The organism is Blastopirellula marina, assembly GCF_002967765.1.
GTDB classification, from domain to species: domain Bacteria; phylum Planctomycetota; class Planctomycetia; order Pirellulales; family Pirellulaceae; genus Bremerella; species Bremerella marina_A.
On sequence record NZ_PUHY01000010.1, the window covers coordinates 569,581 to 584,345 of the forward strand.

General features: G+C 54.0%; 14 protein-coding genes. All 14 read left to right on the plus strand.

The genetic code is table 11. From position 1 onward, the window contains the following. Positions 1-67 precede the first annotated feature (67 nt). Positions 68-841, plus strand: a complete 774-nt coding sequence (gene coxB / locus C5Y83_RS13355) for a cytochrome c oxidase subunit II (RefSeq protein ID WP_233207208.1) — start codon at positions 68-70, stop codon at positions 839-841. A 6-nt stretch (positions 842-847) separates the two neighbouring features. Continuing rightward, the gene (locus C5Y83_RS13360) at positions 848-2,662 is read left to right on the plus strand and encodes a cbb3-type cytochrome c oxidase subunit I (RefSeq protein ID WP_105330232.1); all 1,815 of its coding nucleotides are present in this window, start codon (positions 848-850) and stop codon (positions 2,660-2,662) included. Between the two features lie 6 nt (positions 2,663-2,668). Next, positions 2,669-3,691 (plus strand): COX15/CtaA family protein, encoded by a 1,023-nt coding sequence (locus C5Y83_RS13365; RefSeq protein WP_105330233.1) that lies wholly within the window; start codon positions 2,669-2,671, stop codon positions 3,689-3,691. Further along, on the plus strand, positions 3,688-4,599 hold the full coding sequence (gene cyoE / locus C5Y83_RS13370; protein WP_105330234.1) for a heme o synthase: 912 nt from the start codon (positions 3,688-3,690) through the stop codon (positions 4,597-4,599). Before C5Y83_RS13365 ends, cyoE begins: the two co-directional genes overlap by 4 nt. Positions 4,600-4,633: 34 nt before the next feature. Beyond that, complete coding sequence (locus tag C5Y83_RS13375) at positions 4,634-5,845, plus strand: heme-copper oxidase subunit III (RefSeq protein WP_105330235.1); 1,212 nt, start codon at positions 4,634-4,636, stop codon at positions 5,843-5,845. A 13-nt stretch (positions 5,846-5,858) separates the two neighbouring features. Next, positions 5,859-6,314, plus strand: a complete 456-nt coding sequence (locus tag C5Y83_RS13380; protein WP_105330236.1) for a cytochrome C oxidase subunit IV family protein — start codon at positions 5,859-5,861, stop codon at positions 6,312-6,314. 12 nt (positions 6,315-6,326) lie between these two features. Further along, positions 6,327-7,262 (plus strand): ATP-binding cassette domain-containing protein, encoded by a 936-nt coding sequence (locus tag C5Y83_RS13385; protein ID WP_233207209.1) that lies wholly within the window; start codon positions 6,327-6,329, stop codon positions 7,260-7,262. Further along, positions 7,262-8,125: an ABC transporter permease gene (locus tag C5Y83_RS13390; RefSeq protein WP_105330237.1), complete on the plus strand. Its 864-nt coding sequence runs from the start codon at positions 7,262-7,264 to the stop codon at positions 8,123-8,125. Before C5Y83_RS13385 ends, C5Y83_RS13390 begins: the two co-directional genes overlap by 1 nt. Next, positions 8,122-9,330: an SCO family protein gene (locus C5Y83_RS13395; protein WP_105330238.1), complete on the plus strand. Its 1,209-nt coding sequence runs from the start codon at positions 8,122-8,124 to the stop codon at positions 9,328-9,330. Before C5Y83_RS13390 ends, C5Y83_RS13395 begins: the two co-directional genes overlap by 4 nt. A gap of 3 nt (positions 9,331-9,333) precedes the next feature. Continuing rightward, a complete protein-coding gene (locus tag C5Y83_RS13400) occupies positions 9,334-9,783 on the plus strand; it encodes a DUF420 domain-containing protein (protein WP_105330239.1) in 450 nt (149 codons plus the stop codon). 61 nt (positions 9,784-9,844) lie between these two features. After that, positions 9,845-10,114, plus strand: coding sequence for a hypothetical protein (locus C5Y83_RS13405; protein ID WP_105330240.1), 270 nt, complete (start codon positions 9,845-9,847; stop codon positions 10,112-10,114). Between the two features lie 183 nt (positions 10,115-10,297). Continuing rightward, positions 10,298-12,769, plus strand: a complete 2,472-nt coding sequence (locus C5Y83_RS13410; protein WP_105330241.1) for a PQQ-binding-like beta-propeller repeat protein — start codon at positions 10,298-10,300, stop codon at positions 12,767-12,769. Between the two features lie 82 nt (positions 12,770-12,851). Beyond that, a complete protein-coding gene (locus C5Y83_RS13415) occupies positions 12,852-13,892 on the plus strand; it encodes an AAA family ATPase (RefSeq protein ID WP_105330242.1) in 1,041 nt (346 codons plus the stop codon). Beyond that, positions 13,858-14,751, plus strand: coding sequence for a DUF58 domain-containing protein (locus tag C5Y83_RS13420; RefSeq protein ID WP_233207210.1), 894 nt, complete (start codon positions 13,858-13,860; stop codon positions 14,749-14,751). The genes C5Y83_RS13415 and C5Y83_RS13420 overlap by 35 nt, the downstream gene beginning before the upstream one ends. Positions 14,752-14,765: the final 14 nt, after the last annotated feature.

The following is a 14,765-nucleotide window of genomic DNA, read 5'->3' on the forward strand; positions in this document are numbered from 1 at the left end:
ACATGCCATACAGCACAGGCTGGAAGTAGGAGAGTCCCTGGTGGGAAGATTCTGGAGTCTTGTTTTTTTGAGCATCCCAATCTTGGGCACCCTCATCATTGTGTGGGCAGCCATGGATTGGTATCCGCTTGAAGGCCACTGGTTCCCTGAACGGGTTGTCGAGGATGGTAACATCGACCACCTTTTCTACTTCATCCTATGGCTGACCGGCATTGTCTTCATCGCAACGGGAATCCTTCTGTTCTGGTTTCTGTGGAAATACGATGCAGCCAAGAATGACCAGCCAGTCGTGTTCACACACGGCAGTCATTACCTGGAAGTGATGTGGTCAGTCGTTCCGGCGATCATCCTGCTTTTTTTGGCTATATACCAAATGGATGCTTGGGCGGGTGCTCGAATGGAACGTCCCGTGTTGGCCAACGGCCAGCCCAAACCGCCGATCGCGCGTGTGACAGGTCGGCAGTTTGAATGGAAGATGCAATACCCGGGTGAAGACCAGAAGTTCGACACGCCAGACGATCTCTATGTTACCAACGTTTTGCACGTTCCCCGTGACGAGGAAGTGGTCCTTGAAATAGAAAGTGAAGACGTGCTGCACAGCTTCTTTCTGCCGAACTTCCGCGTCAAACAGGACGTCGTCCCCGGTATGAAGCAGTTTATTTGGTTCAAGCCGATCAAAGATGGTTCGTACGATATTGTCTGTGCCGAGCTTTGCGGTTGGGGTCATTACAAGATGAAAGGTCAAATTACCGTCCAGTCGCGGAATGATTTCGACGTCTGGCTAAAGAAGACCTATGACGAACAAGAGTTGTCCGAATTTTCGCTGGCTGAGGCAGAGTAAGATACGATGAGCAGCATCACTGCGGATGGGCACGCATCGCACGCCCACTCGTCCAGCGAATTTGGCGTTGGCGAGTTCATTTCGACCTACGTGTTTTCACGCGACCACAAGGTAATTGGGATTCAATTCCTGTTCTCGACCTTGCTGTGGTTCCTGGTGGGCGGTTTGCTTGCAATTGGCATCCGTTGGCAATTGGCTTGGCCTTGGAGCGACATGCCGGTGATCGGGCCAATGCTCTTCTCGGCAGAAGGTGGTCAGATCTCACCTGAGTTCTACACGATGCTCTTTACCATGCACGCCACGGTGATGACCTTTCTGGTGATCATTCCGATCTTGGCGGGTGCATTCGGCAACTACTTAATCCCGCTGATGATCGGGGCCGACGATATGGCTTTCCCCACGCTCAACATGCTCAGCTACTGGGTGATGTGGCCAGCGTTCTTCTTCTTTGGAGGAAGCTTCTTCGTTGCCGGTAACGGAGCATCGAGTGGTTGGACCAGTTATCCCCCATTATCCTCAGTGCCAGAATCGGCTCCTGGTAGCGGTCTCGCGCAAACGATGTGGCTGCTTGGTCTGACCTGTGTCGGCATCAGTTCGATGATGGGTTCAGTCAACTACCTGACTACGATTATTCAGATGCGTGCTCCTGGCATGACGATGATGCGTCTGCCGCTGACGATCTGGGGCATGTTTATTACAGCGCTCCTGCAAGCGTTCGCCTTGCCCGTGCTGACCGCCGCAGGCTTTATGCAACTGCTCGATCGCACCGTGGGGACTGGTTTCTTCATTCCAGAAGCGTTGTCGGTGAACAACTCGCCCATGGCACCTGGTGGTGGACAGCCGCTGCTGTGGCAGCACTTATTCTGGTTCTATTCCCACCCGGCGGTCTACATCATGATCTTGCCAGCGATGGGGATGGTTTCGGACATTTTGTGCTGCTTCGCTCGCAAGCCGCTGTTCGGTTACAAACCAATGGTTTACGCCATGAATGGGATTGCGGGTCTCGGATTCATTGTCTGGGGACATCACATGTTTGTCTCTGGTATGAATCCTGGTCTCGGCATGACGTTCATGGTCGCGACGATGATGATCGCCTTGCCAAGTGCGGTAAAAACCTTCAATTGGCTCGGCACGATCTACGGCGGAAAAATCCAGTTCACCACGCCGATGTTGTTCTCGCTGGCATTTGTTTCGATGTTCGTGGTGGGTGGCCTCTCCGGTATCTTCATGGCTGCAACGCCGGTGGATATCTTCATCCACGACACCTATTACATTGTCGCTCACTTCCATTACGTTTTGTTCGGTGGAACAGCGATGGCCGTGTTCGGTGCGATCTATTTCTGGTTCCCCAAGATGTTCGGTCGCACCATGAACGAGTTCTGGGGAAAGGTGCACTTCCTCCTGACGTTTGTGTTCCTCAACGGGACATTCTTCACGATGCACATCCTGGGCGCCGTGGGTTTTCCACGTCGTTTAGCCGATCCGTACCACTACGAGACATTCCGCCACTTGCAACCGATCAACCAGTTCATGACGATCTGTGCCATTTTGATGGTGGCCTCGCAGATCCCGTTCATTTTGAACTTTTTCTACAGCATGTTCTTCGGCCCCAAGGCTGGACGCAATCCTTGGCACGCCAACGGTCTGGAATGGCAAGCACCGAGTCCTCCTGGGCATGGCAACTTCGATTTTCAGCCGATTGTCTATCGTGGTCCTTACGAGTATGGATCACCCGAAACGGACCAGGATTATTACCCACAGACTCAGCCACCGACCGAGCGTGGCAAAGCAGACGTCCCACCGACTTTAGCTGCTGACTAAGTACGTATGACTGAACTATCCCAATCCGAATCTCGCTGGCCGCATCGCTTGGCGTTGCTGTTGGTCTTGACGACGTATCCGCTGATCTGGATCGGCGGTCTGGTCACGACCACCAAGAGCGGCATGGCCGTTCCGGATTGGCCGTCGACCTATGGATACAACATGTTTCTGTATCCGTGGCAGACGTGGGTGTTCGGTCCCTATGACCTGTTCCTGGAACATGGGCATCGTCTGTTGGCTTCGACGGTTGGATTTTTGTGCATCTTGTTCTTAGGTCTGGCAATCTGGCGGAAAGATCGGACGCAAATCTGGTTGGCTTCCGCGGCGTTAGTCCTCGTCTTGGCTCAGGGAATTCTCGGTGGCCTGCGGGTTGTTTTGGATGCGACGACTATCGCACGAGTCCACGGCTGCGTCGGCCCACTCTTTTTCGGCTACTTGGTCTATCTCGAGTGTCGTACTTCGCGGCGATGGCAGTTGATGTCGCCGATCGAGAGCGAATTCGGCCGAACGTACGTCTTACGTTCCGTTTCATTCGTAGTGCTGGCCTTCCTGCAAATCGCGCTCGGATCGTTAATCCGGCACGTCCCAGCGACGATGCCGCATCAATCATTTCGGGTCGCGGTCCTCTTTCACGTAATCACGGCATTCCTGGTTGCCGCCAATGCGATGATCTTGCTTTGGTTGGCGGTTCGCGATCGACAATCGAATCGGCATATCGTGGTGGTCGCCGTGATTGCAGTATTGCTGGTCGTGGGTCAAATTGGCCTCGGTATCGCCGCGTACACCGTCAAATATAATTGGCCCACTTTCCTGCCACGTAGTAGCTACTTTGCCGGGTTTGTGATCGAGTGGGAAAGCAATTTACAAGCAATGATCGTCACAGGCCACGTCGCTGTTGGCTCTGCAATTCTGGCCGTAGCCGTGATGCTGGCAACTTACAGTTCGCGTTGTTATTCCAATTCCATGAAAATCTCAAAGAACTCCGCGCCGCAGACATCCCACGCGTCCGCCAAGGAGGTGATGGTATGAGCACAGGTCCCGCCACCTTGACCGAACGCCCCTCGGGCATGAAGCAGCAATTGAGCGACTACTTGGAACTCACCAAGCCGAAGATCGCCGTTCTACTGTTAGTTTGCGTGGCAATTGCCGGCTTCTACGCCAGCGGTGGTCAGCCTGATGTCGTTCGCTTGGTCAACGTGATCATCGGCACGGCATTGGTCGCGGCTAGCAGTTGCGTCTGGAATCAATGCCTGGAAGTGCATGCCGACCGTCGCATGAACCGAACTTCCCAGCGACCGATTCCCAGTGGGCGACTTTCGCGTTACTCCAGTGCAATGTTCGGCACCTTGCTCGGTTCGATCGGTGTTGCCTACTTGTTAGCAACCGTCGGATGGATGCCTGCGTTGATCGGGGTGCTGACGTGGGTGCTTTATGTTTGCATCTATACCCCGATGAAGCAGTGGACACCATGGAATACCACCGTCGGTGCGATCGCCGGCGCGTTGCCGATGCTCATGGGATGGCTGGCCGTGAATCCGACGCTCGACATTAAGGCGATTTCGCTGTTTGCGATCTTATTCTTCTGGCAATTCCCCCATTTCATGGCCATCGCGTGGTTATACCGCGAAGACTATGAAAAGGGTGGCATGCAGATGTGGTCGGTCGTTGATCGAAGCGGCACGAAAGCCGGTCTTCAAGCCGTTTCCGGGGCGATGGCCTTGCTGTTGGTCAGCGTGGTCCCAGGCCTCGGCTATATCGCGATGCCCAACATCACGTACATGCTCCTGTCGCTATTTGGTGGCACGGTGATGTTGATCGCCTCGCTTCGCTTTTTCACGTCACGCGACGAGAAGACCGCTCGCCAGTTGCTGTTTGCTTCGTTATTTTACCTGCCGATTCAACTTGGCCTGTTGGTCATCCTGCCTAGTGGCGTGTAAGTTTCCACGGAACGAGTCTTAGAACGAACCCCGCATGTCCGATTCCAACCACGATCATCACGACCACGTCAAACTGGAATACCATCCAGCATTACCTTTGCCTCTAGGCAAGCTGTGCTTGTGGCTATTTCTGTCGACCGAGATCATGTTCTTTGCGGGCTTGATCGGGGCCTACGTGGTTCTACGATTCGGCAGCCCAGTGGGCACTTGGCCGACGCCACACGACGTCCATCTTAGCGAACCGCTAGGGGCGATTAATACGTTCGTGCTGATTTGCAGCAGCTTGTCGATCGTTCTGTCGCTGGAGGCGGCTCGTAAGAACAATGCAGCCAACGCGAAGAAGTGGCTGTTAATCACGTTCACGCTTGGCTGCGTCTTTCTCGGAATCAAAGCTTACGAATACAAAGAGAAATTTGCCCACGGCATCTTCCCCAACAAAGAACACCGCCGGCTCTACGATCGATCTGACGTCTATTACGTGTCGGCACTCAAAGTCCGTCTGGAAGAGCTTCGCACGTCGCTTACGGACGAAGAGAAGCAAATCGAAGTCGCTCCTGGCGTGACTCGTGAGTCGTTCGTTGAAACCATGTTCAACGGAGGCGTCGCCTATACGGCTCGCCAGGCGACCGAAGCAGCGAACAACCCGCTCGAAGCACAGGCAATCATCGATTCCTTAGTCTACAGCGTGCGACACCACGAAACGACCGATTACCAGGCGACGCGTTTGCGAAACGAAAAGAAATCGCTGGAAGGTCCGTTGGCCGATCTCAACGAGAAGCTCAAAGGTATCGAAGCTCGTAAGGCAGAGATTCAAACGGCCTTGGCTGCCGAAGGTGACGATAAGCCTTCTGACGAAGATGCCAACAAGATGCGTGCCGAGCAAGCGACCTTGATGCAAGATCAAGCCAAGACGCAGACTGAAGCGAAGCCGCTGGAAGAACGGATTGCGTTTCTTAATATCCTATTGGCGGACGATGCCCATTTGTTGAATCACGGCATCAATCACGAGATGGCCTGGATGGAACTTCCGATGGTCATTCCCAGCGGTCACATGTGGGCGAGTACTTACTTCCTGCTGACCGGATTTCATGCTTTGCACGTGGTGATCGGACTAATCATTTTCCTGCTGGTGCTTTTCAGTACCCTCGATATGACGAAGGCCAACTACCTGGAGAATGCCGGGTTGTATTGGCACTTTGTCGACTTAGTGTGGATCTTCCTTTTCCCCATGCTGTACCTGTTTTAGAAAAAGCGACACCATGAGCGAACCTAGCGAAGTCCCACCCCATGGCGAGCCACTTCCAGATGCCCATCTGGAAAACGACGAGACCTTGCACGCGACCACCGGCAACGGCAAGTATTGGGTCGTGTTTGTGGCGTTGTGCGTCTTGACCCTTTGCTCGTTTCTCACCTATTTCGAATGGTGGGACACCGCGATTCCAGCAAAGGTCAGCATGGCCTTCATGATGGCCGTCTCTTGCGGTAAGGCGTTGCTGGTGATGTTGTTCTTCATGCATTTGCTATGGGAAGCGAACTGGAAATGGGTTCTCACGATCCCGGCAGCCATGATGGCTATCTTCCTCACTTGTATGTTGATTCCTGATATCGGCCTGCGAACCGAGAATTACTCGGAAGAGCGTTGGTATCATGCTCCGGTTCCCCACATCGAATCGGCCGATAATGCTGCCGCAGATGCGACCAACGCGCCCCATTAAGTTGAACTGCGAATGATTTCCCCCCGCGCTGTCTCGATCGAGAACGTTTCCCATTTCTATGGAAAGCGACAAGCGCTCGCGGATGTTTCGTTATCGATCGATCCGGGCGAGATCTTTGTCTTCCTTGGACCGAACGGGGGAGGCAAATCGACGCTGTTTCGACTGCTCTCAACCCTCATGCCCCTGCGTCACGGTTCGATAAGTATCTATGGCCGCACCGTAACGGCTCATCAGCATGAAGTGCGTCAGCAGATTGGCGTCGTCTTTCAAATGCCCAGCCTCGATAAGAAACTAACAGTCCGAGAGAACATTGATCAGCAAGCCGCGCTATACGGTGTGGCTGGTCAAACGCTAAAGGAACGGACAAGCGTTCTGCTGGAAAAGCTGGAACTCGCTGACCGCCAGAACGACGTGACCGAAGACCTCTCGGGCGGGCTCCGTCGTCGAGTGGAATTGGCCAAAGGCATGCTCCACTCGCCGAAGGTTCTGTTGCTGGACGAACCGAGTACCGGACTCGATCCTGCGGCTCGTCAGGCCATGTGGCGTTACCTGGAATTCCTTCGCCGTGATCAAGGTGTCACCATCGTGCTGACCTCCCATTTACTGGAAGAGGCAGAAAAGGCGGATCGAATTGCGATTCTCGATCAAGGTCACTTGGTAGCGTTGGATACGCCGGACGCCCTCAAGGATCGTATCGGCGGCGACACCATCACCATACGTACGCGTCAACCGCAAGCGTTGCTCGAGAAGTTACATAACGACCTCAATCTGAGCGCGACTGAGGTCAGCGAATTCGTGCGGCTCGAAACCGAAGATGGACCGGGCACGATCCGCACGATCATGCAATCGGCCAGCGACTTGGTCGACGCGATCACTTTAGCTAAGCCGTCCTTAGAAGATGTTTTTATTGCGATGACGGGGCGACAATTTTCTGAGGAGGTATCCTAATGACCTCCGAATCCCTCTCGACGCCCAAGCCGCTGACGGCCGCATGGTCGCTTTGTTACCGCGAAATCATTCGTTTCCTTCGTCAACGGAATCGAATCATCGGCGCAATTGGACAACCCATTATCTTTTGGCTGTTGTTCGGCACCGGTTTGACAGGCGTTTTTCGCACGCAAGGGGAGGGGGGAAGTGACGAAAGCTTTACCGTATACTTTTTCCCGGGAACGCTGCTCCTAATTGTGCTGTTCACGGCCATCTTTGCCACGATCTCGATTATCGAAGATCGCAACGAAGGCTTCCTGCAATCGGTGCTTGTATCGCCAATTCCGCGGTGGTCGATGGTGCTGGGCAAGGTACTCGGAGGCACCATCCTGGCAGTTGGCCAAGCGATGATTTTCCTATGCCTCGGTTATTTTGTTGGCATCTCCCTGTCGGTAATTCAGTTCCTTGCGATCTTCGGGATCCTGGTTGTCGCGAGTATTGGCCTCACGTCGCTCGGCTTTTGGCTGGCCTGGCGAATGGACTCGACGCAGGGTTTTCATGCGGTTATGAATCTGCTGCTCATGCCCATGTGGCTTCTTTCCGGAGCATTCTTTCCAATTCCCACCGGCGATGCGATTACGTCGCCCGGGCAATGGGTATTGAGTTGGGTAATGACGCTAAATCCCGTGACTTACGCCTTGGGGGCGATTCGCCGGATCCTGCATGCCGAGGTTGCCCCAAGCTTTCTCGGAGGGGCCTCGGGAGGGCAGTTCTGGTTGCCAAGTGTCTCCTTTGGCGTAACGATTACTTTGCTATTTGCGATTGTGATGTTTGCTCTATCTTGTCGCGCCGCCACCAAGACACGACGAGGAGATTGGTTATGAAACCGATTACCGGAATTTTTGTATCTGCCGTGCTGCTCATCTTGCTGGGAATCACCATGCTGTGGGCCGCCATGAATCGGACACCTCGCCCGCTGGCAATGGAAATCGACGACCATGCTGGCTCGTCCGAAGAGATGGAACTGGATCGACAGATTCCGCCGTTTGAGTTGACGTCGGCTGAAGAAGAACCGTTCAACACAGAAACTCTGAAAGGGAACGTGTGGGTAGCCAGCTTCTTCTTCACATCCTGCCCATCCATTTGCAAGTTGCAAAATCAACAAATTGCTATCTTGCAGGAAGACTTCGCCGATGATGGTGTCAAGTTCGTCAGCATCACCTGCGATCCCACCAATGACACACCGGAAGTGCTACGTAAGTACGCCGAGTCGATGCAAGCCGAGCCAGGTATATGGACCTTTCTGACTGGTGACATGGATAAGTTGAAGCCGATCGTGGAAGACTCGTTTCAGGTCATGTTCGAGACCCAAACACACAGCGACCGCTTGATGGTCATCGACAAAAGCGGCAAGCTTCGTGGCACATTCCGCGCTACGCAAGACTCCGATTTCCGCCGCGCGAAAAAGATGATCGAAAAGCTGCTGGAAGAACCCTACGAAGCGCAGGAAGACGTTCAGAAGGCTGAAGTTGCGAAAGGGGAAGACGAGCCCCGCAAGCAAACCATGGAAAGCTTCCAACTGACAGACAGCCTAGAACAACCGTTCGATAGTAAATCGCTCAAGGATCAAGTTTGGCTAGGAAGCTTCTTCTACACTTCCTGCCCTGGCTCTTGCCGCATGCAGAATCTGGAAATCGCCAAGCTGCGTGACGAGTTCAAAGATCGCGGACTCAAAATGGTGAGCATTACCTGCGATCCAGAGACCGATACACCGGCAATGCTGGCCGGCTATGCTTCTGTTTTCCAGGCTGATCCTAGCCGCTGGTACTTTGTGCGAGGTGAATTTGACACCATCAAGAGAATTGGTGATGAGTTTTTCGATATCGAAGTGAAGGAACAGTATCACAGCGATCGCATTTTTCTTGTGAACCGGGAAGGCAAAGTGATCGACTCGTTCCGCACAAGCAAGCCAGAACAAATGGAAGCTGCCCGCAAAAAGTTGGACGAAATGCTTCCGCCTGCCGAGAAAGCCACAACGGAAGAATCTCAGACCGACACCGCCGATGAAGCCCCCGAGAAGAAGGACTAGTGCGTGGACCTGGTAACTTTATTGCCGCATGTGAATGCCTCGCTCAACGGCCTGGCAACCTTGCTGCTAATCATTGGTTTCGTACTGATTAAGCAGGGGAAAGTAAACGCCCATAAGTGGACGATGCTTGGCTGCTTTGGCGTTTCGATCGTCTTTCTAGGATGCTATTTGGTTTACCACGCACTACTCACTGGGCACGGTAAGGCGTTCCCAGACTATCCTCCGAATTGGATTCGGTACAGCTATTACGCGATGCTGCTAACGCATGTCGTACTTGCGGCGGCCGTTCCCTTCCTGGCGGTCATCACCATCTATCACGGCTTGAAGGACAATCGGGCGGCTCACCGGCGTATTGCCAAATGGACGTTTCCGATCTGGCTTTATGTTTCCGTGACCGGTGTCTTGGTGTATCTTTGTTTGTATCAGTTCTTTCCGGCCGAAGCGGCTATGTAAAGCGATGATCAGACTGAACAACCATATTGGAAAATCGTTCTCTACCGCTAGTTTTTTTCTAGTGGCAGGCTTTCCTTCTTGGGTGTGGGCCTGTCCGACCTGCAAGGATGGCCTGAGCGACAACTACGTGGCGGCATACGCTTTCAGCATCGTATTCATGATGGTGGTTCCGTATCTGCTTCTGGCGGGTTTCTTCGCATACATCGCCGCCTGTTACTTTCGTCGTCCTGTCGAGCAGCGAAAACAACTGTCCGTCGACGAATTGTCGGAGCTGGCACTCAAGAAGGCGGAGCAGGGGATCCCCACGCAGCCGCCCGCCTGGGATTCGTAATCGACCGCAGAATCGCGATTAAGTCGCCCTTCTCATTGATCTCCCAGCCTACCTCAATGGGCAAGATTCCCCCTTCATCGGGCCTTTTCCGCACACATTGGCCGCCGGTTTGCTTTTCTGGCTAGGTTGGCGGTTCTATACTGTAGTGAGTATTCATCTTACGTCGCTAGGAAAAGCGAGGGCATGATCGATCTGACTGTGCGAACAATCCGAACCGCGGGACTCGTTGGGTTCCTCGCCCTTAGCTTGCTTGGGGCCAGACAGTCTTTCGGTCAAGTCGGAGACCTGGAGGTTCGCGCAGAGTTCTCGTTGACGGTTGAACTTCCTGAAATCAGGAACGACACAAAGAACCTACTCTCTCAAATCGATCAGCATTTGCAGCAGAAGAACTGGCAAGATGCGATCGATACCCTTGGCCGCTTGATCGGCAGCCACGGCGATGAACTGATCGCTCGTGGTAGCGATCAAGTCGACCTGGGAAGCCAGTACACGTATTACGTTGATTTGAAGTCGTACTTGCAGCGACGTATTGCTGAGTATTCCCGCCAGACGCCTGAATTCCTGGAAGTCTATCGGCAGCGGATTGATCCTTTGGCTCAAACCGTGCTCGATGAAGCCAAGGCATCCCGAGATCCGGCGCAGTTGGCGACCGCGATCGACGACTACTTTCTCAGCAGCTACACCGACGACGCGTTGCTCTACCTTGGCGACCTTTTACTAGAACAGGCTCGCTTCAACGAAGCCCGAACGGCTTGGGAACGGATCTCTCCACGGTTTCGTACCCCCAACGATCCGTCCGGGGTTTTACTGGCGATGCCCGGGCAACCGATGTGGGTCGCCGTCGACGGCATCGATTGGAAGAAGCACCGCAATTACATTCGACAGTGTCTAGAAGATAACGCCTCGTCGAGCCCACTTGCCACGATTCCAAACAGCAATATCGATCCAGCCGCCGTCTGGGCTCGATTATGCCTGGCATCTTGGCTGGAAGGTGCCGAAGATCGTGCTCAATCCGAACTGGAATTGCTCAAGCAACTTTATCCCGACGGCCACGGTTATCTCGGCGGTCGTGAAACCAACTTCGCTCAGTTCCTCTCACGTCTTGTCGACACATCGCACGGAACTTTGCCAGGCCGTCACGAAAAAGATTGGCCGACATTCGCTGGGGCCTATTCCCGCAATGGCCACGGAAAACTAACCCGACCGGCTGGTACTTATCAGCCGAATTGGAGCGTGGCAATCGATCGTCAGGTCTTATCCCGCCCGGCGGGAAGTGGTGTCACCAACGGCCAGGCGGCAGAACCTGAGGCCACGCCGCTCATTTCAGAGACCGAGAAAGAGCTCAACAGCACATTCCCCATCGTTCACGATGGTGTTGTCGTGGTCGCCGATGAGCAGCGTGTTCGCGCATTTGAGTTAGAGAGTGGCTTGGCCGCGTTTCCGACCAGCGGACGAGCGTTTGATAAAACCGATCTGGAGTATGGTGCGTTCTATTCGCCTGGTCGCCGAGTTGACGTCGACTTTGAATCGCGTCGTCGAGGCAATCTGCTTTCGGCGATGACCATCAAGTTTTTGCATGCGTTGGGGGTACCTCGCTTCACCCAGTCGTCCGATGGCGACATGCTGGTGGCCCGACTCGGAATAACTGCGATCGGTGTCCCAATGTTCCAAGCTCAGTTTCAAGATCCGGCCGACATGGTCATCTTCGACATGAGCAAGCAAGGAAAGCTCATTGCCCGCATCCCTCCCGTGACCGAGCTTTCCCTTCCTTGGTCGTTTGAAGGGACCGCCATCATTGATGGGAATCGCCTCTATTGCGGCATGACGAAATCAGGGGTCCGCGACGAATCAGCGGTGGCTTGTTTCGATTGGACTACATCTCAAATGCTCTGGCGAAAGTCCCTTTCCATTACCCAGCCATACGGCAGCGGTTTGGTTCAGGAAGCAGATTACGGACATCGCTCGTACAACTTGCTGACACTGAAAGATGGCGTGTTGTACTACAACACCAATCATGGAGTCATCGCCGCGCTAGATGCCGAGCGTGGCGACACGTTGTGGCTGACGCGGTATCCCCGATTGCCGCTCGTTCCAACACCCCGCTTGGAACTTGCCCACGGCTTAGTCCAGCGAAATATCAATCCATGCGTTGTTACGCAAGGATTGGTGATTAGCATGCCGCTCGATTGCGATCGCGTGTTCGCCCTAGATGCCGCCACGGGGCAGCTCGTTTGGCAAACCGTTCCCAGCGGGATCGAACCCATGCACATCCTGGGTGCCACCGACGAAGACGTTTTGGTTAGCGGAAAACAGCTCTTCTGGATTCAACTGCATTCCGGAAAAATCCGTGCCGAGTTTCCGCAAGTCGCCAGAGATCCACGCGATAGTGGCTTCGGACGAGGAACAATTGTAGGAGATCAAGTTTACTGGCCAACCCATGATACGGTTTATCGCTTGGGTTCTCGCTTGGACGAGAACGCCCAAGTCGTAACAGCCGGCGAGCCCGTCGACTTGGCTCAGTACGGGGAAGAGGGAGGTAATGTGCTTGTCTCGGATGAGTTCATGATTATCGCTTCCCCAAGCCGCATGACGGTTTACTCGCCAACCTCCTCCGATGTCTTGCCAAAACGAGAAGCGGATGACCCCAGTAACTAGAATAGAGACATGACAACCTGACGCAGCCACATCCAGTGACTCAGGCAAACCGCAAGCGAAACCCTGGACGGAAATCAAACGGATGAGTAGCGAAAACGATGCCGCCGCCGCGGCGAAACTGGCCGAATCTTACGAATTGTTGCAGCGTGAGATTGGCCGAGTGATTGTCGGCCAGCAAGAGGTCGTCGAACAGCTCTTGATCTCGCTCTTCGCTGGCGGTCACTGCTTGCTGGAAGGCGTTCCAGGTTTAGCCAAGACGTTGATGGTTCGGTCGCTCGCCAACGCGTTGCACCTGGAATTCAATCGCATTCAGTTCACGCCTGACTTAATGCCGTCCGATATCACGGGAACGGAAATCATTCAGGAAGACCGTGCTACCGGAGAACGAGCCTACCGCTTTGTCCGTGGTCCGATCTTCAGCAATGTCATCCTGGCGGACGAAATCAACCGAACGCCTCCGAAGACGCAAGCTGCGCTGCTCGAATCGATGCAGGAAAAGCAAGTTACCGCTGGAGGATCAAAACATGCGTTGCCGTCTCCCTTCTTTGTCCTCGCGACGCAAAACCCAATTGAGCAGGAAGGGACCTATCCGCTCCCCGAAGCCCAGTTGGACCGCTTCATGTTCAATGTGCGGATCGATTACCCATCGGAATTGGAAGAGTTGGAAATCGTCAAACGGACGACCGCCGACATCGATACCAAGATTAATCCCCTGTTGACCGGCGAAGAGATCCTTCAGCTTTCCCAAGTAGTACGTCGCGTACCAGTTGCTGACCCGGTTGCTCAGTACGCAATTCGCCTGGTGCGGCTCACTCGTAAAGGGGAAGGAAACCAATCTCCGATGGCTCCCTATATTCAATGGGGTGCCGGTCCCCGGGCCAGCCAGTTCCTGGTTTTGGGTGCTAAGGCGCGTGCGATCTTGCATGGCCGCGAGTTCGCTACGACTGACGACATCAAAGCGGTTGCCTTACCGGTTTTGCGTCATCGTATCCGCACGAGCTTCAATGCCGATGCGGAAGGCATCACCACCGATCACGTCATTCAGAAGATTTTGGATTCGACACCTACCACGGTAGAGGACAGCAATTTTGCCGAAGCTTTTAGATCCTCAGACGCTGGCTAAAGTCCAGGGGCTTCGACTGCGTGCGAAGCACATCGTGGAAGGGTTGATCGCCGGTTCGCATCGCAGTCCCCATCGCGGGTTCTCGATCGAATTCGCCGAACATCGCGACTACGCGCCTGGGGACGACCTGCGCTATCTCGACTGGAAAGTACTTGGCCGAACCGACAAGTACTACATTAAGCAGTTCGAAGACGAGACCAATCTGATTTGCAATCTGGTGGTCGACGTCAGCGAAAGCATGCGCTATCGTGGCCCGGACGCAGCGATGTCGAAGTTGGAATATGCCCAGTGTTTGGCCGCCACGATTGGCTGGCTGGTGCTCCAACAGCAAGACGCCGTCGGGTTAGTTACCTTCGACGATCAAGTCCGTAACCTGGTGCCCCCCAACGGAAGCCCAGTGCAGCTTCAGCAGGTCATCGACGTGTTGCAAACGGCCGACTCGAAGGAGAAAACCCAGATCGGTCCACTTCTGCATGAACTATCCGGCCGCTTGAATCGTCGTGGCTTGGTGATCGTGATGAGCGACTTTTTCGACGAAGTCGACTCGATCATGGCGGGGCTAAAGCATTTAAAGTATCGCAAACACGATATCATCTTGCTGCATATTCTCGATCCCGCAGAATTAGATTTTCCGTTCGATCGACCGACCATGTTTCACGGCCTGGAAGCATTTCCTGAGCTCTTGGCCGATCCTATTTCGGTACGCAAGGCTTACCGCCAAGAGATCGAAGCGTTCGTCAACGATCTTCGCTCGCAGTCCTTGGCAAGCCAAATGGACTATGCCCAAATTCGGACCGACCAACAGTTCGATGCGGTGTTACGAAACTTCCTGAACCATCGTAACGCGCGGCTTGTTTAACGAAACAGTTTTGA

Coding starts and splice junctions, on each gene's coding strand:
- C5Y83_RS13385 (WP_233207209.1), top strand. CDS start 6,327: ATGATTTCCCCCCGCGCTGTCTCGATCGAGAACGTTTCCCATTTCTAT.
- C5Y83_RS13375 (WP_105330235.1), top strand. CDS start 4,634: ATGTCCGATTCCAACCACGATCATCACGACCACGTCAAACTGGAATAC.
- C5Y83_RS13410 (WP_105330241.1), top strand. CDS start 10,298: ATGATCGATCTGACTGTGCGAACAATCCGAACCGCGGGACTCGTTGGG.
- C5Y83_RS13380 (WP_105330236.1), top strand. CDS start 5,859: ATGAGCGAACCTAGCGAAGTCCCACCCCATGGCGAGCCACTTCCAGAT.
- C5Y83_RS13415 (WP_105330242.1), top strand. CDS start 12,852: ATGAGTAGCGAAAACGATGCCGCCGCCGCGGCGAAACTGGCCGAATCT.
- C5Y83_RS13365 (WP_105330233.1), top strand. CDS start 2,669: ATGACTGAACTATCCCAATCCGAATCTCGCTGGCCGCATCGCTTGGCG.
- C5Y83_RS13395 (WP_105330238.1), top strand. CDS start 8,122: ATGAAACCGATTACCGGAATTTTTGTATCTGCCGTGCTGCTCATCTTG.
- C5Y83_RS13360 (WP_105330232.1), top strand. CDS start 848: ATGAGCAGCATCACTGCGGATGGGCACGCATCGCACGCCCACTCGTCC.
- cyoE (WP_105330234.1), top strand. CDS start 3,688: ATGAGCACAGGTCCCGCCACCTTGACCGAACGCCCCTCGGGCATGAAG.
- C5Y83_RS13390 (WP_105330237.1), top strand. CDS start 7,262: ATGACCTCCGAATCCCTCTCGACGCCCAAGCCGCTGACGGCCGCATGG.